The following is a 20,954-nucleotide window of genomic DNA, read 5'->3' as shown; positions in this document are numbered from 1 at the left end:
ACTCCCGAGATTGCCTCCGGGCGCGGGCGCGGGTATGGCTCTATTACGCCACACCGAGAAGGACACTTTGCGATGAAGATCACCGGCAAGACCATCAAGGAAGACCTGGCCAGGGCCAAGACCGCCTACCTCAAGAACGAGGACCTGCGGATGCTGGCCACGTTGGCCGCGGCCCTCAAGAGCTTCGTGTCGGTGACGCTGCCGAGCACGGAGCGCATGGAGGTGGAGAGTCAGCTGCGCGAGGCGTTCTCCAACATGAGCAAGAGCCCGCGCGTGCTCAAGTACATCCCCAAGGGCATCCCCTACGCCAAGGGGCAGGAAGCCAAGCTCTTCCAGTACGTGGCCGCCGTGTACAAGAAGGTCAAGGAGGACCTGGACCGAGAATCACTGGAGCAGATGCGCGAGCGCAAGCTCAAGATCGACCAGCTCCTCATCAAGGGACAGAAGCTTCTCGAGGAAGGCAACCTGCTGGAGGCCCAGCGCAATTTCCGCGAGGCCGTTTCCCTGCGGGTGGACGAGGACGGCCTGTTCCCCATGCTGGCCCTGAAGCTCATGGACAAGGGCCACCACAAGGCGTCGCTGGAGTACCTGCGCGGGGCCATCGAGACCAGCCCCGGCAACGCCAGGGCCTACGACCTGCTGGTCACCGCCGCCGCCAAGCTGGGCGAAACGGACTCGGCCTTCAAGGTGCTCTCCGAGGCCAAGAAGAAGACCGGCGAGACGCCGCTCTGGCTTGCGGCCACGGCCCAGCTCACGGCCAGGTCCGGCAAATGGGACGAGGCAGTGACCGTGGCCCGCAAGGCCCTGGAAGCCCAGCCGGATATCGTCCTGGCCCAGAAGGTGCTCTCCCAGGCGAAAAAACGTCAGGCGGCGGGCTGACCGCGCCCCTAGCCCATCCCCAGGAATCCCGCCACGCCCCGGCGGATCAGCATTACCGCGATGGCCGCCAGCAGCAGGTTGGCGATCTTGGACACGATTTTGGCCCCGGTCACCCCGAGCACGCGGTTGAGCGGCCCGGCCGCCGAGAACACCGCCCCGGCCAAGGCCGTGTTGGCCGCAAGCGCCGCCAGGGTCATGGCCACCCCGTGCAGTTCCCGTTGCAGCATGGCCGTGGTCAGCACCGCCGGTCCCGCTATGAGCGGTATCCCGAGCGGCACCACGCCGAGGTCACCCGGGCTCACCGGCTCGCGCACGCCGCCCAGGCTCACCAGGTCCGACAGCGCGATCACGAAGAGCACCGCCCCGCCCGCCACCATGAAGTCGTCCACGGTGATGCCGAGCATCACCAGCAGCTCGGTCCCGAACAGCACGAACGCCCCGGCCACCAACGTGGCCGACAGTACCGACTTGAAGATGAGCGGCGCCATCTCCCTGCGCCCCATGCCCCGGGTGAACCCCAGAAACAGGGGCAGCACGCCCACGGCGTCCACGGCCACGAACAGGGGGACGAAACAGGCCCAGAACTCGAGCATTATGCCTCCGCGCGGCTTGACCGCTCCATATTCACGAATGCTATAGCCTGCAAATGTCATCCCGCGAAACCCCGTTTTCAATGTTCCTTGCAATCCCCCTCTTCATGGCGCCGGGTCCGGCGCGCTTCCGCGAGGTCCCGGCCCATGGCTGAACCCATGATCGCCGCCTCGGGGCTGACGCGCGTCTACGCCACCCAGGCGGGAGACGTTGCCGGGGTGCGCGAGGCCAGCTTCCGCATCGAGGAGGGCCACTTGGTGCTCCTCAAGGGAGCCAGCGGTTCGGGCAAGTCCACCCTGCTGTCGCTCCTGGCTGGGCTGGATACGCCCACCTCTGGCATACTACGCGTGGCCGGGCGCGACCTGACCACGGCCGGACAGGCCGAGCTCACGGAGTACCGCCGCCGCGTGGTGGGCATCGTCTTTCAGAGCTTCAACCTCATGCCCACCATGACCGTGCTGGAGAACGTCTGCCTCCCGGCGCTGCTGGCCGGGGAGGCGCTGCCCCGCGTCCGGGAGAGGGCCAAGAACCACCTGGAATGGCTGGGTCTGTCGCGCCGGGCCGCCCATCTGCCCGAGGAGCTCTCCGGGGGCGAGATGCAACGCACCGCGATCGCCCGGGCCCTCATCAACGACCCGCCCGTGATCCTGGCCGACGAGCCCACCGGCAATCTGGACAGCGCCAGCGGGCGCACCGTGACCGAGTACCTGGCCCAGCTGGCCTCCCGCTTCGGGCGCACCGTGGTCATCGCCACCCACGGCGCCCTGGCCGACCACCTGGCCGACCGGGTGCTCACCATCACCGACGGCGTCGTCTCGGAGGGGGCGTGCGGGGCCTCTTGAACTTCGCCCGGCTGGCCTGCTGGTTCGTGCTTAGGCAGTGGCGGCTCAAACCCTGGCGCACCCTGGCGGTGGTCCTGGGCGTGAGCCTGGGGGCCTCGGTCTTCCTGAGCGTCCGCCTGGCCGTGAACGCCTCGGTGGAGTCCTTCCGCCTGGGAATGGACGCCTTCACCGGCAACGCGGCCCTCACCGTGGCCTCGCCCGGATCGCGCCTGGACGAACGCCTCGCGGGCCTGCTCCTGCGCCACCCCGGCGTAGCCAACGCCTCGCCCGTCATTTCGGCCTACGCCACCGGCCCGGACGGGGTCCCCGTCCGGTTCATCGGCATCGACCCCATCCTCGATCGCCCCGTGCGCGCCTTCTCCCTGGCCGGACAAGAAGGGCCGCAGCCCGCATGGATGGACCTGCCCGCCGTGCCCGGTGCGGTCCTGGTGGGCAAGCCCCTGGCCGACAGGCTCGGCGTCTCGGCCGGGAAGGCGTTCACCCTGCGTCGCGGGCCAAGCGAATCGCGCTTCACGGTCCTCGGCGTGCTGGACCCGGGCGGCCTGGCCGGAGTGGATGCCGGAAACGTCGTCCTGGCCGACATTTCCACCGCCCAGGAGTTCCTCGGGCTCATGGGGCGGGTGGACCGCATCGACCTCATCCCCGCTCCCGGCGCGGACCTGGAGGACATCGCCCGGTCCCTGCCCGCCGGGGTGCGCCTCGGGCCTCCCGGCGAATCGCGCGATTCGGGGCTGGCCATGATCGAGGCGTACCAGCGAAACCTCACGGTGCTCTCCTTCGTGTCGCTCTTCGTGGGCATGTTCCTGGTGTACAGCCTGGTGTCGCTGGACGCGGCCTCCCGGCGCAAAGAACTGGCTGTGCTGCGCTGCCTCGGAGCCGGTCCGGGGTCGGTCTGCGGCCTGTTCCTCCTCCAGGGAGGGCTCTTCGGGGCTCTGGGGTTCGCGGCCGGGCTGCCACTGGCCGCCGGGCTCACAGGGCGGATGCTCGCGGGAGTGAACGCCACGGTGAACAACCTTTTCGTGCGCGTGGCCGTGGACCGAGCGGCCCTGGACGGATTCGAGATCGGCGCGTGCCTGGCGCTTACCGTGGCGGTGTCGCTCCTGGCCTCGCTTGGACCCTCCATCCGGGCCATGCGCGTGTCCCCTCGCGAGGCCCAGTCCGTGCACGTTCTGGAACGGGCCCAGTCCGAGCGCGGCGGAACGGCCTGGAGCGTCTGGGGCCTGGTACTGGCGTTGTCCGCCTGGCCCCTGAGCTCCCTGCCCGGGCGTCCCGGATTCGCCTGGCCCGGCTACCTGGCCATCTTCCTGCTCTTCACCGGCCTGGCGCTTCTCTCGCCTGCGGCCCTGCGGGCCACCATCGCCTTGGCCGCCCCCCTGGCCCGCGCCTGCGGCGTCCCGGCCGGGCTGGCCATGGCCCAGGCCGGACGCGGCGGAAACCGCGCAGCCGTATCGGTGGGTGCGCTGGCCACGGCCATGGCCCTGTTCCTGGCTCTGTCCACCATGATCCACAGCTTCCGGGCCAGCTTCGTGCTCTGGCTGGACCAGACCGTCACCGGGGACCTCTTTGTCCGCCCGGCCATGGCCGAACTCAACGATTTCCGCGCCCCCCTGCCGTCCGGCCTCGTGCCGTGGCTGGAGGCGCGCGGCGACGTGGACGCGCTGCCCTACCTGCGCCGCTACCTGTCCATCGGCGGCGTGGCCTGCCAGTTCGAGGCCGCCGACATGGCCGGGCTCCTCACCCACTCAACCTTCTCCGTGCTTGAAAGCCTGCCCGAGGCAGGCGAGATGCTTGTCCAGGGACGCGGCGTGGCCGTGGCCGAAGCCTTCGCGAACCAGTCCGGACTGCACGCCGGGGACCGTTTCCGCGCCCAGGTCGGCCACGCCGAAATCGACGTGCCCGTTGCCGCGGTGGTGCGCAGCTACCGCACGCGAGGCGGGGAAATCTATTTCGACTTGGAGGCGTATTACGATCTTGGCGGCGAGGGCGAACCTGGCGGTGCGCGCGTTTACTTCAAGGACCGTTCCGGCGACCTCTCCGGCAGGACCCAGGCCCTGCGCGCCGAGATCCTTTCCGGCCCCTTCGGTGACGGCCTGGACTGCGTGCCCGGCTCGCTGCTGCACGCCACCGTCACCCGAATTTTCGACGAGACCTTCGCCATCACCGGCGTGCTGCTGGTCATCGCCCTGGGCGTGGCCGCGCTCGGCGTGTCGGTGACCCTCACGGTGCGTGTGCTTGAGCGCTCGCGCCAGCTCTCCACCCTTCTGGCCGTGGGGGCCAGCCGGGGGCAGATCACGGCCATGGTCCTGTGGGAGGCCGTCTTCCTGGGGCTGGCCGGTGAAATCGTGGGCGTGCTCGGCGGCGCGGCCCTCTCGGCCATCCTCATCTTCGCCATCAACAAACAGTCCTTCGGCTGGACCTTCCTCTATCTGCCCGACTGGCGCGCCCTGGCCCTGTCGCTCCCGCTCATCCTGGCCGCGGTGCTGGCCGCTGGACCTCCCGCCTGTCGCGCGGCGCTCTCCCGGCCGCCCGCGCTGACGCTGAGGGAACGCTGATGCGGCGTATTCTGGCCCTGGTCCTCTTTCTCCTGGCCGCTCCGGCTGTTGCCCAGGATTTCCAGCCCGTGACCGGGCCGTGCGATTTCGACTTTCCCCGCGACCATGCCCCGCATCCGGGCTACAAGACCGAGTGGTGGTACTACACGGCCGCGCTCACCGGGCCGCAAGGCGAGCGTTACGGCATGCAGTTCACCATATTCCGCAGCCAGTTGAAGCCCGACTCCATCGAGGATTCCTGGCCCCAGGAGAGCTCCGCCTGGCGCTCCAACCAGATTCTCTTCGGCCACGCCGCACTCACCGACGTGGCCAAGCGTCGCCACGTCCAGGCGGAGCGCATCTCCCGCCAAGCGCTCAACCTTGCGGGATTTCAGGCGTTCGGCCAAAACACCTCCATCTTTCTGCGCGACTGGAACCTGGACATCGGCCCCGCCGGGCACATGCTCAACGCCTCGGGTTCCGGCTTCGCCTACTCCCTGCTGCTCACCCCCATGAGCGACCCCGCGGCCCACGGCGCCGGCGGCTACAGCCGCAAGGGCGTAAGGCCCGAAAGCGCCAGCTGCTATTACTCCATTCCCCGCATGGTCCTGACCGGCGAAATCATCCTGGACGGGCAGACCATCCCAGTCACCGGCCAGGCGTGGATGGACCATGAATTCTCTTCGGCCCCCCTGGAAGCTGACATCACCGGCTGGGACTGGTTCAGCCTGCGCTTAAGCGACGGATCGAGCGTCATGGCTTTCTTTCTGCGCCAGAAGGACGGCGGAATCTCCCCCGCATCTACCGCCAGCCTGATCTCGCCCGAATCCACGGTCACGGCCGTGCCGCAACGCGATCTCGCTTTGGCCGCATCCGGAACATGGACCAGCCCGCGCACCAAGGCTCGCTATCCTTCCGGCTGGAAGTTCACGGGCCCGGGCTTCGATCTTGTGGTCACCCCGGAACTTTCAGACCAGGAAATGAACACACCCGGCACTACCGGGGTGAACTACTGGGAGGGACTGGTGCGGGCCACGGGCATGAAGGACGGACAGCCCGTCTCGGGCGAAGGATATGTGGAACTGACGGGGTACGACAAGGCGTTCACGGCGAGATATTGATGCAACAGTTCTTTTGAACGGGTCAAGGCATGCAGCCTTCCTCGCAACAGCCACGCGCTCTATGGCGCGTCTTGTACTGCAGACGCCATTTTCCCAATGAAAGGGGCATCACATCTTGGATGCACCAGCTGTCATCCGGCAATCAACCCTCGAATTCGGGCATGCTTTTCGATATTTCCACACATTCAGCGTAGTACGAGCACAAGGGTTGATCGCAGCAGCCCGCGTACGCCTTCCCGAAACAATCGAAATTGCCTTCCCTGCGTTGCTTTTCTCGAATTTCACTGACTCGCAACATGGTCAGCATGGCTACCGGCGGGAACACGTCCGCCGTTTCTCCCGGCTTGAAGTTTCCGACGCCTGAAGATGCGACTCCCAGTGTGCGCATAACGGGACCACCGGACATAAGGTTCCCTCCTGATTAGTTATCTACTGCCACAAGAGGCTGGCTCGACTGTCGCGTCCTCCTACCACATTATGCGCGGTGGATGTAAGCCATTTTTGTGTACTTTGCGTTTCTTTTTCTCCACAACTCCACATATGATTTAAATATAACATTCTTTTCCAGAGATATCTTTCATAACTACAACTGCCTTTGCGGCTTATGCGACAGCCGCTCTCCTCCCCAGCTCAGCCTTCCACGGCGCGCTTGCCCGGATTCCCCAATAAATAAGGGAGGGAACGCGCCTGGGCGCGCTCCCTCCCTTGGGATCACGAAATATTCACATCATTCGACGCTGAGCTTCCTGGGACTCCAGACGGCCCCAAACCCTTTGGCCGCCTTGGGCATCTTCCGCTCGCCCGCTCTCCCAATCCGGACCCTGCCCGGCTCCCCGACGCCGCCGACTCTCCCGCCTCGCCGAGGACCTCAAGCCTAACGCGTCCTCGCCGTCTTCACCCTGGCCGCCTCGCGCACGAAGTTTTCCGCCCAGTGGCGCGCGCCCAGCGCGTGGATGTGCGTGTAGGCCGCGAAGGTGTTGCCCGCCACCACGCCGTCCAGGCCGTCCAGCATGCCTGAACCCCGCTCCATCCGCAGCGCGAACACGGGCTTGTCGCCATGCCCCGTATACCTCGACCGGGCCAGGCAGCGCGAATAATGGAATTCGTGGCCCTTGAGGGTCGTTCCCACCGGATGGAACGGGTTGGCCGCCACCACCGAGGCTTCGGCGTAACCCAGCCCCTGGGGCCGGGCGCACAACGTGGTGGCCAGGGGGAACACCCCGGCCATGGGGTAAATCTTGCCGTCGGCGTGGAGTTCCTCGCAGAGGTACATGAACCCGCCGCATTCGGCGTAGACCGGCAGCCCCGCGCTGGAGATGTTCCGCACCCGGTCGCGGGCGGCTGCGTTGTCGGCCAGGGCTTGGGCCTGGGTCTCGGGGAAGCCGCCGCCCAGGTAGAGTCCGTCAAGTTTCGGCCACTGCGCCTCGGAGAGAAGGCTTACTTCCACCAGTTCGGCTCCGGCGCGGCGCAGGGCCTCGAGGTTCTCCTGGTAGTAGAACCACAGGGCCGCGTCCAGGACGTAGCCGATGCGGGGCTTTTCGGCCGTGACGGACTCGGGCCAGATGGAGTGGTGCGGGTCCGCGAGGGCCGGGGCGCGCCGGGCGATTTCCAGCAGACGTTCCAGATCGCACGAGTCGCCCACTACCGTGGCGATTCCTTCCAGAATGGCGTCCTGCCCCGCGTACTCGCGGTTGGAGATGAGGCCCATGTGCCGTTCGGGGATGGGGTTCTCGCGCATCTTGGGGAGCATCCCCAGCACCGGAACGCCGGTGTAGTGCTCGATGGCGTCGCGCAGGATGCGGCGGTGCCTGTCTCCGGCGGTGCGGTTGAGGATGACCCCGGCCAGGTCGAGACCGGGCTCGAAATTGGCGCAGCCCTGGACAATGGCGGCCACGGTACGGGTCATCTTGGTGGCGTCGATGACCAGGATGAGCGGCGAGGCGAGGCTTCGGGCCAGCTGGCTGGTGGAGAAGGTCCCTTGGACGTCGCCGCCGTCGAAAAGTCCCCGGTTGCCTTCGGTGAAGGCCAAGTCCGCACCCTGGGCCTTGTGGGCGAAGAGGGCGGCCATGGCGGCTTCGTCCATGAGGAAGGGATCGAGGTTGCTGGCGGCGCGCTTGGCGGCGAGGCTCAGCCAGGCTGCGTCGATGTAGTCGGGCCCCTTCTTGAAGGGGGCGACGGCCAGGCCCTGGTTCACCCAGGCGCGCGTCAGCCCGAGTGAGACGATGGTCTTGCCGGAGCCGCCGGAAAGTCCGGCCAGGACAAGGCGGGGGATGCGGATCATAGGGAGGGGAGGCCCTTTTGGCCTACAGGATATGCGCCACGTCCCGCGCCGATCTTGCCGGCGACGCCCTTGCGTCGCGGGGAAGGCGGGCGCGGGACGCGGAGAAAGATATTACGCCGAAGCGGCTTACTCGCCTTCTTCGGTGGCGTGCTGCTTGCCGGCGCCCTTGAGGCCGATCATGGTGGTGGAGCCGGAGGACCAGTATTCCAGGGTGCCCTCGGCGACCATCTTGTTGACCAGCTTGCCCACTTCCATCTTCTTCATCTCGGGCAGGAAGGCGTAGAAGTCCTTCAGGTAGAACTTGGACTTGTTGGTCTTCGACTTCAGGCTGTCGACGATGGTCTGTCTGGCTTGTGCCTCATCCATGGAGAACCTCGCTTTATGTTGCCGGGGGCGCGGACGTGAGTCCGCGCCCCCGGTGTTTGTCTAGCGGACTAGAACTTGAAGTTGGTGGACTGACGCCAGGTGAAGTACGCCGGATCGCGGAAGTCGTCGATCAGGTGGTGGGTGAACTCCAGGTCGCACTTCTCGAAGAAGCTCTCCCAGCCGATGCGCTCGGCCCAGTCGCCCAGGCGCTCGTACTTGTTGGCCTCGGCGGCGTAGGTGGAGATGATCTTCTTGCACACCTTCGCCAGGGTCGGCCAACGGGGCGGCTCGTTCGGGATGAAGGCCACGGCCACCTTGGAGAACTTGGGCATGGAGATGCGGTTGGACACCTTGCCGCCCACCATGATGATCACGCCGTCGCCTTCCTTGTCGGAGAGGGGCAGCGAGGGGCACATGGTGTAGCAGTTGCCGCAGTACATGCAGCGCTCCTGGTTGACCAGGATGGTGTTGACCTTCTTGCCGTCGGCCAGATCGGTCTTGCCGGGCTTCAGAGCGCCGGTGGGGCAGGACGCGATGGCCAGCGGGATCTCGCACAGGTTGTCGAGATACTCGTGGTCGACGTAGGGCGGCTTGCGGTGGAAGCCCACGACCGCGAGGTCGGAGCAGTGGCAGGCGCCGCACATGTTCAGGCAGCAGGCCACGGCAACGCGGACGATGGCGGGCATGCGCATGTTGGTGAAGTCTTCAAAGAGTTCGTCCATGATGACTTTCACGGTGCCCGAGGCGTCGGTGGCCGGGGTGTGGCAGTGGATCCAACCCTGGGTGTGGACGATGTTGGACACGGAGGCGCCGGTGCCGCCGACGGGGAACTTGTAGGAACCCTTGTCGAACTTGCGGCCGTTCAGATCCGCCTTGAGAGCCTTGGCGCTCTCGAGGGAGGTGGTCATGAACTCGATGTTGTTACGGGTGGTCCAGCGGATGTAGCCGTCGCAGTACTTCTTGGCGACTTCGCAAGCTTCGCGGATGTACTCGGTGGACACCAGGCGGGCGGAACCCACGCGCACGGTGTAGACCTTGTCGCCGCTCTCGGCTTCGTGAACCAGCAGACCGGGCTCGAGGATTTCATGGGAAACCCACTTGCCGTAGTTCTTCTCCAGGACCGGAGGCAGGAAGTCCTTGTAGAGCCGGGGTCCGATATCGGAGATGCGGCCCTCCATGGGCTTGTCGGGATTGTACCCGGAAGAGACGAACGCCATATGTTGTTCCCCCTTTTAGCGCTGGTGCAGTTTGCGGTAATCGTTGATGTCGCGGGTCCAGCCGCCGGGCACCTCGTCTTCCTTCCAGAAGATGTAGGGGTTGGTGCGGGGCTCCTTGACATGCTGGGCCATGGGCTTGATGCCGGTGACTTCCAGGACCTTCTGGAAGCCGAGGCGCTTCAGGGTCTCGCCCAGGCGCTCGCGGTTCTTGCCCTCTTCCATCCACCAATCCCAGATGCTCTCCAGGACTTCCTTGATCTCGTCGTAGGAACCCTCGGCGGGCACGAAGGGCACCAGCAGGGAGCTCATCTGGGCGCCGTCGAGGATCGGGGCCTTGGCGCCGACCAGGATGGACGCGCCGCGCTCGTCACCCACGCGCAGGGCCTTGGGCATGACGTTGATGCAGTGCATGCAGCGGTAGCAGTTCTTGGTGTCGATCGCCAGCTTGCCGCCCTCGTAGCTCATGCACTTGGTGGGGCAGAGGTCGATGACTTCCTTCTGGATGTCGAACTTGCCCCAGTCGCGACCGGCGTGGGCGCCGGCGTTGGGGGCGATCTCGCCGCCGACGTACGCCTTCACAGCGGCCTGGTCGATCTTGATGTCGTCCTTCCAGGTGCCGATGATGGAGAAGTCGGAGCGGGCGATGGAGCACACGCAGCCGTTGGGGCAGCCGTCAACCTTGATCTTGAACTTGTACGGGAACTGCGGACGGTGCAGCATGTCCTGGTACTCGTTCGTGAAGGTGTGGCAGATGTCCTGAGCGTCGATACAGGCGTATTCGCAGCGGGACATGCCCAGGCAGCAGGCGGGGGTGCGCAGGTTGGAACCGGAGCCGCCGAGGTCCTGGTTGTGCTTGTGGGTCAGCTCGTAGAAGATCTCTTCCAGCTGGGGGGTGGTGGTGCCCAGCCAGATGATGTCGCCGGTGGAGCCGTGCATGTTGGTCATGCCGGAGCCGCGCATGTCCCACAGGTCGCACAGCTCTTCCAGGTAGTCGGCCTTGTAGTACAGGCCGGAGGGCTGGTTCAAGCGCACGGTGTGGAAGTGGGCCACGCCGGGGAACTTGTCGGGCTGGTCGCAGTAACGGCCGATGACGCCGCCGCCGTAACCGAACACGCCGACGATGCCGCCGTGCTTCCAGTGGGTGGTGCCGTCTTCAAAGGACATTTCCAGCAGGCCCAGCAGGTCATCGATGACGCCCTCGGGGATCTGCTGATTGGTGCCCCTGGGGTTCTTGTGACGCTGCTCCGCGGCGTGCTTCATGTCAGAGACGAAGCTGGGCCACGGACCGCTTTCAAGCTGGTCCAGCAACGGGGTCGGGTGTTTCGCCATGTGTTCCTCCAAAAAAGAGTTGTAAGAGTTACAGCCCTGTTTACGAAAATCGCGCCCCGCCCTTGCGGATGCGACGTTTTCCCGACGTAATGCCCACATGCCCTTGCTGCCTGTCGACGGCGGGTGGGCCTATGGCGCGGATATGGTCTGGGGATGGACAAAGCGAATAGAAGTATCCGGGATTTAAGTCAATCCTCCTCAATTACCACGCGCGTGAACTTTCTAACATGCTTTCCGCCGGCCTGCAAAGAAAATTCCTCCCGCTCCCTTCCGACGGGCCTTCCGCCCCCCTTCCGCTTGCCTGGCACAGGGTGTTTCGTTATGAATTTCACAAATGACGCCCCATGACAACCCCACTCCGGCGGTTTGCCGGCGCTGCGGCCTCTGCTGCCTCAAGGGCGGCCCGGCCCTGCACACCCAGGACGCCACGCTCGTCGCCTCGGGCGTGATCACCCGGCGCGACCTCGTCACCCTGCGCAAGGGAGAGCCCGTGCGCGAGAACGTTGCCGGGAAGCTCGCCGGACTGACCGAGGAGATGGTCTCGATACGCGGCGGCGGTAGCGGCGACCCGGACCGCCCGTTCGCCTGCATCTTCCACGACGCCGAAAAGCAAGCCTGCCGCATCCACGGCCACAGCCCAGCCGAGTGCCGGGCGCTCTTCTGCGAGGACACCTCAGCCCTCGAGGCCATGTACCGCGAAGGCCGCCTGACGAGGGCGGACCTCATCGACACGGGCGGCGGCCTTTGGGAGCTCATCTCCTTCCACGAGGAGTCCTTCCCCGCGGCTGCGGCCGTGCGCCTGGCGCGCTCCGCCGCGACGGGGGACAGCCGCGCCGCCGGGCTTCTCCAGGAGCTCGCCGCCGCCGAGGACAACTTCCGCCGCCTCTTCCTCGAGAGGACCGCCGCCCCCCCGGAGGAACTGGACTTCTACTTCGGGCGCGCCCTGGCCGTGGTGTGCGCCCCGTTCGGGGTGGACCTCACGAAACCCGCGAAGCGATAGAGGATTCCAAAGGAACGGAGTTCCTTTGGCCGCCGGAGGCTTCTTCCCCCTCCCCCCTTCTCTCGCTTACTGAGCCGGGGCCGCCTGCCCCTGCTGGCTGGGCGGGCCGTAATCGAAGTAGTTGCGGCAGTACTTCTCGCACCAGTCGGTGGCATTGTTGATGCTGACTTCACAGCCGCGGATGGCGTCCTCGCGCCATTTGGCGGTCTGCAGTTCGCCGCAGCCCTTGATGCACTCCTCCTTGCTGGCGTGTTCCTGGGCCAGGTAGTCCTTGAAGTCCTGGCAAAGGGAGTCGTCGCCGCAGTTGGTGTCGATCTGGGCCGGCCAGCAGAATCCGTAGAATTCTTCCAGGGTCAGGGCCCGCTGGGACCCGGCGCAGGCGGACAGCAGGGCCACCAGCATGGCCGCCAGCGCGGCGGCGGGCACAAGGCGAAGCAGCATCGGCGCCATGGAAGCCTCCTCAGCTTTTCATGTTCACATACTGCAGGGGGGTGGGCAGCTCGGCCTTGCCGAGCAGCGTGATGACCGCCTGGAGGTCGTCGATCTTCTTGCCGGTGACGCGGACCATGTCGTCCATGATCTGGGCCTGGACCTTGATCTTGGAGTCCTTGATCATGGCCACGATCTTCTTGGCCGTGTCCTTGTCCACGCCCTCCTTGATCTTGGCCTCCATGCGCATGAGCGAGCCTCCGGCGGGCTTGGCATCCTCGAATTCCACGCTCTTGGTGTCCACCTTGCGCTTGACGAAGTGCCCGATGAGCATGTCCCGGATGGCCTTGGCCCGCATCTCGCTTTCGGTGACGACGACCACGGCCTTGGTCTTCTTGTCCAGGTCGATCTGGGTCTTGGATCCCCGGAAGTCGAAACGGGTGGCGATCTCCTTGATCGTGTTGTTCACGGCGTTGTCCACTTCCTGCAGGTCCACCTTGCTGACGGCGTCGAAAGAAGGCATGGAATACTCCTGTATGATCGGGGGTCTCCCCCTGTATGGTGCCATTTTCTATCCCGGGGAATACCGCTTTGCAAGGCGAAAGAGCCGGACACGATCGGCAGGGGAGCCCGCCGTGAACACGCGCCGCGCCAGAATCATCTCGCCGGGACGTCCCGGCGTGGGGCCCGTGGTCTATTGGATGCACCGGGACCACCGGGTCCGCGACAACTGGGCGCTCACCTACGCCGCGCTCCTGGCACACCAGGCCGGGACCACCCTGGTGTGCGCCCACTGCCTGGCCCCCTCCTACCCCCTGGCCCAGCCCGGGCATTTCCGGTTTCTGTACGACGGCCTCAGGGAGATCGCCCGCGACCTCGCGGCGCAGGGCATCCCTCACATCCAGCTGCTGGGAGATCCTCCGGCCGAGGTCTCCGGGCTGGCCAGGAGCCTGGACGCCTCGGCCGTGGTGGCGGATTTCGACCCCCTGCGCCACAAGCGGTCCTGGATGGCCCGGGCGGGCGAAGCCCTGGCCTGCCCGCTCCACGAGGTGGACGCGCGCAACGTGGTGCCCTGCTTCGTGGCCTCGGACAAGCAGGAGTACATGGCCCGGACCATCCGCCCCAAGATCCACCGCCTGCTGCCCGAATTCCTGGAGGACTTCCCCGAACTGCCCCGGCAGGACGGTCCCTCCTTCCCCGCCCTGCCGGGCAGGACCTGGGATGAGGCCGAACAGGCGTTCCCGGCCCTGCTCGCCCCGCTGCCCCGGTTCTTCGCGCCGGGAGAGACGGCCGGACGCGCCGCTCTGTCGCGCTTCGTACGGGTGGGGCTGCCCGGATACGCGCAAAGCCGCAACGACCCGTCCATCGAGGGGCAGTCCGGACTGTCGCCCTGGCTGCACTTCGGCATGCTCTCGGCGCAACGGGCCGCCCTGGCCGTGGCCTCCTCCGACGCCGCGGCCCAGGACAAGGAGGCGTTCCTGGAGGAACTCATCGTGCGCCGCGAGCTGTCCGACAACTTCTGCCTGCACAGCCGGAACTACGATTCGGCGGACTGCTATCCGGACTGGGCCAAGAAGACCCTGGACAAGCACGCCCGCGATCCCAGGCCCTACCTGTATTCACCGAGCGAACTGGAGGAAGGGCGAACCCACGATCCTGCCTGGAACGCCGCCCAGCGGGAAATGACCCTGACGGGCAAGATGCACGGCTACATGCGCATGTACTGGGCCAAGAAGCTGCTGGAGTGGACCCCGTGCCGCGAGGAGGCCCAGGCCGTGGCCGTGGACCTGAATGACCGGCTCTCCCTGGACGGGCGCGATCCCAACGGATACGCGGGCATCGCCTGGGCCATCGGCGGCGTGCACGACCGGCCCTGGAGCGAACGGACGATTTTCGGACAGGTACGCTCCATGACTTTCGCGGGCCTCAAGAGGAAGTTCGACGTGGAGGGATATATCCGTCGGGTCGAAGCCGTTTTCGGGATGTAAACGCTTTTTTCCTCGACAACATTTAACATATCAGGCTAGTTGTAAATACCCATACGTAATGTAACGAACCGAGGTGTAAACGCATGACTATACCATGATGTCATCCGCCCCAACGCTCCTCTGCCTCCGTTCGCTCCTGCGTTGCCTGTTGGCAGCAACGATCATAGCCTGCGCGGCCCCCTCCCTGGCGTTCGCCCAAAGCCCCCCGGTTCCTCGCGACCCTCTCACCGCCCTCCCCGCTCCTCCCGGCCGGATACGCCCCGCCGAGGCGGATAAACAGGCCGGACCGGCCTCGCCAAGACGCGCGAGCCGCGCCCCTGAAGGCACCAAGTCCGAAAAGCCCGGAAATCCGGGCATCCCCCTTAAGCCCGAAGCCCCCGCGCCCCAGGCTGCCACGCAACAGCCTGAAGCCCCGAAACCACAGTTCGGGGCCCGCCTGTCCGAAATGGGCGCGGCCATCAGCGCCACGATGATGTGGCAGGAATACGGATACCTGATTCTCGGATGCGGGCTTTTCATGATCTTCCAGACCGTGCTCATCGCGTCCCTGGTGGCGCAGGACAGGCGGTCGAAACGTGCTGAACGGGAACTGCGCGAAAGCGAGGAACGGTTCCGGACGCTCCTGGACACCATCGGGTCCGTGTCCGTGCAGGGCTATTCTCCGGACGGGACCGTGAACTTCTGGAACAAGGCATCGGAGGCGCTCTACGGCTACAGCGCCAAGGAAGCCCTCGGCAGGGACCTGGTGGACCTCATCATACCCTCCCCCATGCGCGGCGAGGTCCGCAAGGCCATCGCCAACATGGCCGAGACCGGCCAGCCCATCCCGGCCACGGAGCTCATCCTCAGGCGCAAGGACGGTTCCCTGGCGCCCGTCTTTTCAAGTCACGCGGTGGTGCGCATGGCCGAGGGCAGGTCGGCGCTGTACTGCTTCGACGTGGACATCGGCCCCTTGCGGCGCGCGGAGGAGGCCCTGCGGGCCAGCGAGGAACGCATGCGGCTCCTGGTGGAGAACGCCGGCGACGCCATCTACCTGACGGACATGAAGGGACGCATCGTGGACGTGAACCCCGAGGCCGAACGCCAGACCGGCTTCACCCGCCAGGAGCTCCTGAACATGGCCGTTCTGGACCTGGACGTGAGCCAGTCCCCGGAGAGCATGTCCGCTTTCGCCAAGCTCATCTCCACCCAGCACCGGGGGTCCTTCGAGACCAGGCACCGCCGCAAGGACGGCAGCTCCTTTCCGGTGGACCAGCGCGTGGTCTTCCTGGAATCGGAGGGGCGGGGGCTCTTGCTGAGCCTCGCCCGGGACATCACCGCGCGCAAACGGGCCGAAAAGGTGATCACCGAGGCCAACCAGACCCTGACCGTCATCCTGGACAGCGTGCCGGCGGACGTGAATGTGGTGGACGCCGAGACCCTCGAAATCCTCTTCATGAACAAGGCCATGAAGGAGACGTTCAGGCGCGACTGCACCGGGGAGACGTGCCACCGGGCCTTCAGGGGCAGGGACGACGCCTGCGAGAACTGCACGATTCCCTCCCTGCTCGCCTCCCCGAGCGACCCCGGCGGGGTGTCCGTGTGGGAGGACTGGAACGCTCACACCGCCAGATGGTGCATGAACCACGACCGGGCACTGCGCTGGATCGACGGGCGCATGGCCCGCATCCAGATCGCCACGGACATAAGCGAGAGGAAGCGCACGGAGCAGGCCATGGCCGCTTCGCTGCACGAAAAGGAGATCCTGCTGCGCGAGGTCCACCACCGGGTGAAGAACAACCTCCAGATTATCTCCAGCCTGCTCAACCTGCAGGAACAGGGACTGGGCGACCCGGCGGCCATGGCCGTTCTGGCCGAGAGCCGGAGCAGGGTCATGTCCATGGCCACGATCCACGAGCAGCTGTACCGCTCGCGCGATTTCTCCGAGATCGACGTGGACGGCTACCTCCGCCAGATCCTCCCCAGGCTGGTCACCACCTACAAAGGCGATCGCAACATCGCGCTCGAGCTCGAGGTCGTCCCCGTCGCCCTGGCCCTGGACCAGGCAATACCCTTCGGGCTCATCATCAACGAGCTGGCAACCAACGCCCTCAAGCACGGATTCAAGGATCACGACAAGGGGACCTTGCGCGTGTCGGCCCTTCTCTCCGGAAAGCACCTCCGGCTCGAGGTGGCGGACGACGGAAACGGGCTGCCCGAGGGGTTCGATCTCTCGAACGCGGAAACATTGGGGCTGCAGCTGGTTTCGTCCCTGGCGGGCCAGCTCAAGGGCAGGCTGGAAGCCGTGAACGGCTCGGGGGCGCTGTTCAGGTTGGAATTCCCCGTGGCCAAGCCCAGGGATTTCAGGGCGGAGGAGGAAAACGCCTAGCCCGGCCGCATGCCGACGGGCGATTGTCCGGAAAGCATGCTGTTGCCCCCCCGCCGAAACGTGCTATGACTTCCTCGAATACCTCCGCGGACTACGCCGTTTCCGAAACAGACAGCTTATTGCCACCAGTTGTTTCTCTTTCGCGCTGGCACGTCCGGCTCGTTTGCCGGGGAGAACGTCATGGTGAACAAGGCCGCCAAGAACAAGTCCTCAACCACCTGCGACAGCGGGCCGGACCAGATGTTCCGCGGCCTATTGGAAAGCGCCCCGGACGCCATGGTCATCGTGAACGCCGAGGGCGACATCGTGCTGGTCAACGCCCAGACCGAGGCGCTTTTCGGCTACCCGCGCGCCGAGCTTCTGGGCAACACGGTGGACATGCTCGTCCCCGAGCGGCTCCGGGAGCGGCACAGGAACCACAGGGCCGGTTACTTCCTCAACCCCAAGGTGCGCGCCATGGGCGTGGGCCTGGAGCTTTTCGGCCAGCGCAAGGACGGCACGGAGTTCCCCGTCGAGATCAGCCTGAGCCCGTTGCGCACCTCCGAGGGGCTTCTGGTCAGCGCCGCCATCCGCGACGTGACCCAGCGGAAGATGATCGAAGGCGAACTTGCCTCGCAGAGGCAGGCGGCCGAAGCCGCGCAGCTACAGGCGGAGATCGCCAACAGGGCCAAATCGGACTTCCTCGCCAACATGAGCCATGAGCTGAGGACCCCGCTGAATTCGATCATCGGCTTTTCCGAAGCGATCTATGACGGCGCGACCGGGCCGCTCACCCAGCAACAGCAGAGATTCCTCGGAATGATTTACGAGAGCGGGAAGCATTTGCTCAGCCTGATAAACGACATCCTGGACCTCGCGAAGGTGGAGTCCGGCAAGATGGACCTCGAGATCTCCGACTTCCTGCTGTCGGATGTCATCGAGGCTTCCGTGGCGATGCTGCACGAAAAGGCGCTGAAGCACGGGATATCCATGCGGTATGAATCCGGCCCCGATGGGGGGATGATGATCGAGGCCGACAACAGAAAAATAAAGCAAGTGATGTTCAACCTGCTCAGCAATGCGATCAAATTCACTCCGGATGGCGGAACCGTGAGCATTCGCGCGAGGCGCTTGTCCCTGCCCCGGGATTTGGCCCCGGTGGGTGAACCCGCTCCCGGCAACTATGACGGTTTGTCCGGAGAGTTCATCGAAATCACTGTCTCCGACACGGGAATCGGCATCAAGAAAGAAGATATCCAACTGCTTTTCAAGGAGTTTTCCCAACTCGAATCCCCCTACGACAAACGATACCAAGGGGCCGGCCTGGGTCTTGCGTTGAGCAAGAAGTTCATCGAGCTCCATGGAGGCAGAATCTGGGCCCAGAGCGTGTTCGGCGAAGGGAGCGCGTTCACGTTCATATTGCCCAGGCGAGGGGGAGAGGGGCATGCCGGCTAAGATTCTCGTCGTGGAAGACAACGCCCCGAACCGCGAACTGCTGAGTTTTCTCCTGCACCGCGACGGCTATGCCGTGCTCGAGGCGGAAAACGGAAATGAGGCCGTCGAGATCGCGCGCTACAACAAGCCCGACTTGATACTCATGGACATCCAGATGCCCGTCATGGATGGGGTGACGGCCATGAAGACCCTCAAGAGCAGTCCTGAAACCAGCGCAATCAGGATCATCGCGGTCACGTCCTTCGCTATGAAAGGCGACAGGGAGAAGGCTCTCGCCTCAGGTTTCGACGGGTACGTCGCCAAACCGATCGACACGCGCGCATTCCCGGGGCAGATCAGGAACTTCCTGGCGGAGTGACGGCCGGGAATGCCCGCAAAAGGCTCAGGCCTGCGCCTGGACGGGCAAGTCGATGATGAATCTGGTCCAGGCGCCCGGCTCGGACTCCACGGATATCTTGCCCCCGTGGTTGTTGGCGATGATGTAGTAGCTCACCGACAGGCCGAGCCCGGTCCCTTCCCCGACCTTCTTGGTGGTGAAGAAGGGATCGAAAATCCGCCGACGGATCTTTTCTTCTATGCCGGGACCGTTGTCCTCCACCACTATCCGGACGAATCCATCGACGCGGCTGGTGAAAAGAGTGATGGCCGGTTTCCTGTCGCCGGGAGGCTGATCAGCCAAGGCCTGGGCCGCGTTCTTGAGCAGATTGAGCATGACCTGTTCGATTTCCGACTGGATGCAGGGCACCGACGGCAGATTGTCGGCGAATTCCTTGATGATGGAAATCTGCCGGAAATCGTACTTCTTTTTCAGGTCGTAATCCGTGGAAGCCAGTTCGAGGCTCCTTTCCAGGATGTCGTTCACGTTGGCCAATGCGCGGTTGGTGTCACTTTTCCGGCTGAAATCAAGCATGCTCCGCACGATCTTCGAAGCCTTCGCACCAGCTTCACGAATGGACACCAGGAACTCTTCACCCTGGCGTTTTTCAAAGTAGCACCGGACATTCTCCATCGTGCTGTTGCATTCCCGGGCAGTCTCGATGTTGGCGGGGTGATCCACCGCAAACCGCTTCAGGAGCACCTGGGCCGACTGGAGAATACTGCCGAGCGGGTTGTTGATCTCATGGGCCATGCCTGCGGCGAGACCGCCCACGGAGGCCATCTTTTCCGACTGAATCAATATGTCGGAGATTCTCACATGCTCGGTGACGTCGTCCACCCTGATGACCACGCCGTCGATGCTGTCCGCGACCAGGGGATAGAACATGATGTTCTGGAAGCACAGTTCGCCGTCGTCCCAGCACGGTTGCCGCTCGATGCTCACCGGCCTGCGCTCCCGGATGGCCAGCTTGATGTTCTCCAGGTAGTCGGCGAACCTCGGGAGGGCTTCCTCGAGGGGTTTGCCCTCGGCCAACTCCACCGAGCCTCCGGCAGCCGCGCTGACTGCCAGATTCCAGTGGGTCAGCTTGCCTTGCGGGTCGACGCCTATGATCTGCGAAGGCATGGAGTCGAAGATGTTCTTGATGTAGTGGTGCGACTTGGCCAGCTCCTCTTTCAGGCGTTTGCCCTCGGTGACGTCCCGGCTGACGAACTGGACAACCCGGCGGTCAGAGAACGTGATCACCTTGGCTGCATACTCGGCGAACAGCACGGTCCCGTCGGGTCTGCGCAGTTCGACCTCCTGGGCGCCCTCACCTTGCCGGACGATCGCCTCGTAGGCGTTCCTGCCCACTGCGGATTGCTCCTCGGGCAACAGCTCCCAGATGCGCATGTACTTGAGGACCTGCGCATCCCTGCCGCATTGCCGCAGGAATTCCGGATTGGAGTCGAGGATGAAACCTGTCTTCGGGTCGGTCAGGATGATGCCGTCCCTGGCCTCCATGAAGATCGCCAGGTATTTTTCGTTGGCCTTCGTGAGTTCCAGGGTGCGCGCCGCCACAAGCTCCTCGAGATGTTCCTTGTGCCGGCTCAACTCTTCCTGCGCCTGTGTGCGTTCGGCGACCTCCCGCCCCAACTGCAGGTTTTGCGCATGCAACCGTTTCGTCGCGCCGGCCAGCGCCAGATGGGTCTTTATGCGCGCCAACGCCTCCTGCTTCTGGACGGGTTTGGTCAAATAATCCACGGCCCCGAGTTCGAATCCCCGGATCTTGTCGGCGGTGTCCATGAGGGCGCTCAGGATGATGACCGGAATGTCCCGCGTGGCCTCGTCGTCCTTCAGGCGGCGACAGACCTCGAACCCGTTCATGCCGGGCATCAATATATCCAGGAGGATCAATCCGGGCGGATTCTCCTTGGCGCTGCGCAAGGCGTGCTCGCCGTCCCGGGAGGACCGCACCCGATAGCCCGCGCTCACCAAAATCGTATCCAACAACTCGACATTGTTCGGGTTGTCGTCGACGACCAGAATGTCACCGGCATTGATTGCAATTTCGTCCACGGAATTCATAGGCACCGCCCTCCATGAGACCGCCCGCGCGGAAGTCCGCGAGGCAGGTCCGGATCGGGGGAAAGGGTGTCTTCTCTACCACACTTTTTCCGGGTGAGTCCATGAAACGCACGGCCGCAGAGGGAAAACGCAACG

The 20,954-nt window shown here is 64.8% G+C and carries 17 protein-coding genes; 9 read left to right on the top strand and 8 right to left on the bottom strand.

The genetic code is table 11. The annotated features are described in order from the left end of the window. Window positions 1-72: 72 nt before the first annotated feature. On the top strand, window positions 73-879 hold the full coding sequence (locus tag ML540_RS08135; RefSeq protein WP_243359904.1) for a tetratricopeptide repeat protein: 807 nt from the start codon (window positions 73-75) through the stop codon (window positions 877-879). An 8-nt stretch (window positions 880-887) separates the two neighbouring features. On the opposite strand, the gene ML540_RS08130 is transcribed toward ML540_RS08135, so the two are convergent. Continuing rightward, a complete protein-coding gene (locus ML540_RS08130) occupies window positions 888-1,472 on the bottom strand; it encodes a MarC family protein (RefSeq protein ID WP_243359903.1) in 585 nt (194 codons plus the stop codon). A gap of 144 nt (window positions 1,473-1,616) precedes the next feature. Between ML540_RS08130 and ML540_RS08125 the strand changes: the two genes are divergently transcribed. Genes ML540_RS08125 through ML540_RS08115 form a run of 3 tightly spaced genes read left to right on the top strand, consistent with a single transcriptional unit; the run spans window position 1,617 to window position 5,964 of the window. Then, the gene (locus ML540_RS08125; RefSeq protein WP_243359902.1) at window positions 1,617-2,312 is read left to right on the top strand and encodes an ABC transporter ATP-binding protein; all 696 of its coding nucleotides are present in this window, start codon (window positions 1,617-1,619) and stop codon (window positions 2,310-2,312) included. After that, entirely contained in the window at window positions 2,297-4,864 is a 2,568-nt protein-coding gene (locus ML540_RS08120) for an FtsX-like permease family protein (protein ID WP_243359901.1), read from the top strand. The genes ML540_RS08125 and ML540_RS08120 overlap by 16 nt, the downstream gene beginning before the upstream one ends. Then, window positions 4,864-5,964, top strand: a complete 1,101-nt coding sequence (locus tag ML540_RS08115) for a lipocalin-like domain-containing protein (protein WP_243359900.1) — start codon at window positions 4,864-4,866, stop codon at window positions 5,962-5,964. Before ML540_RS08120 ends, ML540_RS08115 begins: the two co-directional genes overlap by 1 nt. A gap of 874 nt (window positions 5,965-6,838) precedes the next feature. Here ML540_RS08115 and ML540_RS08110 read toward each other — a convergent pair. The 4 genes from ML540_RS08110 to dsrA all read right to left on the bottom strand — a co-directional run bounded on the left by ML540_RS08110 (window position 6,839) and on the right by dsrA (window position 11,157). Continuing rightward, window positions 6,839-8,245 (bottom strand): cobyrinic acid a,c-diamide synthase CobB, encoded by a 1,407-nt coding sequence (locus ML540_RS08110; RefSeq protein ID WP_243359899.1) that lies wholly within the window; start codon window positions 8,243-8,245, stop codon window positions 6,839-6,841. A gap of 126 nt (window positions 8,246-8,371) precedes the next feature. Continuing rightward, window positions 8,372-8,611 carry a dissimilatory sulfite reductase D family protein gene (locus tag ML540_RS08105; RefSeq protein WP_243359898.1) on the bottom strand — a complete coding sequence of 80 codons (240 nt, stop codon included), beginning with the start codon at window positions 8,609-8,611 and terminating at the stop codon, window positions 8,372-8,374. A gap of 68 nt (window positions 8,612-8,679) precedes the next feature. Further along, complete coding sequence (gene dsrB / locus ML540_RS08100) at window positions 8,680-9,828, bottom strand: dissimilatory-type sulfite reductase subunit beta (protein ID WP_243359897.1); 1,149 nt, start codon at window positions 9,826-9,828, stop codon at window positions 8,680-8,682. Between the two features lie 15 nt (window positions 9,829-9,843). Further along, window positions 9,844-11,157 (bottom strand): dissimilatory-type sulfite reductase subunit alpha, encoded by a 1,314-nt coding sequence (gene dsrA / locus ML540_RS08095; RefSeq protein WP_243359894.1) that lies wholly within the window; start codon window positions 11,155-11,157, stop codon window positions 9,844-9,846. Window positions 11,158-11,491: 334 nt separating this feature from the next. Here dsrA and ML540_RS08090 point away from each other — a divergent pair, with 334 nt between their 5' ends. Beyond that, entirely contained in the window at window positions 11,492-12,157 is a 666-nt protein-coding gene (locus ML540_RS08090; RefSeq protein WP_243359892.1) for a YkgJ family cysteine cluster protein, read from the top strand. A 66-nt stretch (window positions 12,158-12,223) separates the two neighbouring features. On the opposite strand, the gene ML540_RS08085 is transcribed toward ML540_RS08090, so the two are convergent. Continuing rightward, window positions 12,224-12,607 carry a hypothetical protein gene (locus tag ML540_RS08085; RefSeq protein ID WP_243359890.1) on the bottom strand — a complete coding sequence of 128 codons (384 nt, stop codon included), beginning with the start codon at window positions 12,605-12,607 and terminating at the stop codon, window positions 12,224-12,226. Between the two features lie 10 nt (window positions 12,608-12,617). Continuing rightward, complete coding sequence (locus ML540_RS08080) at window positions 12,618-13,109, bottom strand: YajQ family cyclic di-GMP-binding protein (protein ID WP_243359888.1); 492 nt, start codon at window positions 13,107-13,109, stop codon at window positions 12,618-12,620. 112 nt (window positions 13,110-13,221) lie between these two features. Between ML540_RS08080 and ML540_RS08075 the strand changes: the two genes are divergently transcribed. The 4 genes from ML540_RS08075 to ML540_RS08060 all read left to right on the top strand — a co-directional run bounded on the left by ML540_RS08075 (window position 13,222) and on the right by ML540_RS08060 (window position 18,734). Beyond that, complete coding sequence (locus ML540_RS08075) at window positions 13,222-14,574, top strand: deoxyribodipyrimidine photo-lyase (protein WP_243359886.1); 1,353 nt, start codon at window positions 13,222-13,224, stop codon at window positions 14,572-14,574. A gap of 148 nt (window positions 14,575-14,722) precedes the next feature. Then, window positions 14,723-16,942: a PAS domain S-box protein gene (locus ML540_RS08070; protein WP_243359884.1), complete on the top strand. Its 2,220-nt coding sequence runs from the start codon at window positions 14,723-14,725 to the stop codon at window positions 16,940-16,942. Between the two features lie 180 nt (window positions 16,943-17,122). Further along, window positions 17,123-18,376: a PAS domain-containing sensor histidine kinase gene (locus ML540_RS08065; protein ID WP_243359882.1), complete on the top strand. Its 1,254-nt coding sequence runs from the start codon at window positions 17,123-17,125 to the stop codon at window positions 18,374-18,376. Then, window positions 18,366-18,734 (top strand): response regulator, encoded by a 369-nt coding sequence (locus ML540_RS08060; RefSeq protein ID WP_243359880.1) that lies wholly within the window; start codon window positions 18,366-18,368, stop codon window positions 18,732-18,734. Before ML540_RS08065 ends, ML540_RS08060 begins: the two co-directional genes overlap by 11 nt. Before the next feature lie 24 nt (window positions 18,735-18,758). Here the strand turns inward: ML540_RS08060 and ML540_RS08055 are convergent, their stop codons facing one another. Further along, window positions 18,759-20,819, bottom strand: coding sequence for a response regulator (locus tag ML540_RS08055; protein ID WP_243359878.1), 2,061 nt, complete (start codon window positions 20,817-20,819; stop codon window positions 18,759-18,761). Between the last annotated feature and the right edge of the window lie 135 nt (window positions 20,820-20,954).

Origin of the sequence: Fundidesulfovibrio terrae, assembly GCF_022808915.1 — a bacterium.
Taxonomy (GTDB): Bacteria; Desulfobacterota; Desulfovibrionia; order Desulfovibrionales; family Desulfovibrionaceae; genus Fundidesulfovibrio; species Fundidesulfovibrio terrae.
The sequence above is the reverse complement of the archived record's forward strand: the minus strand, read 5'-3'. Positions and strand labels throughout refer to the sequence as shown.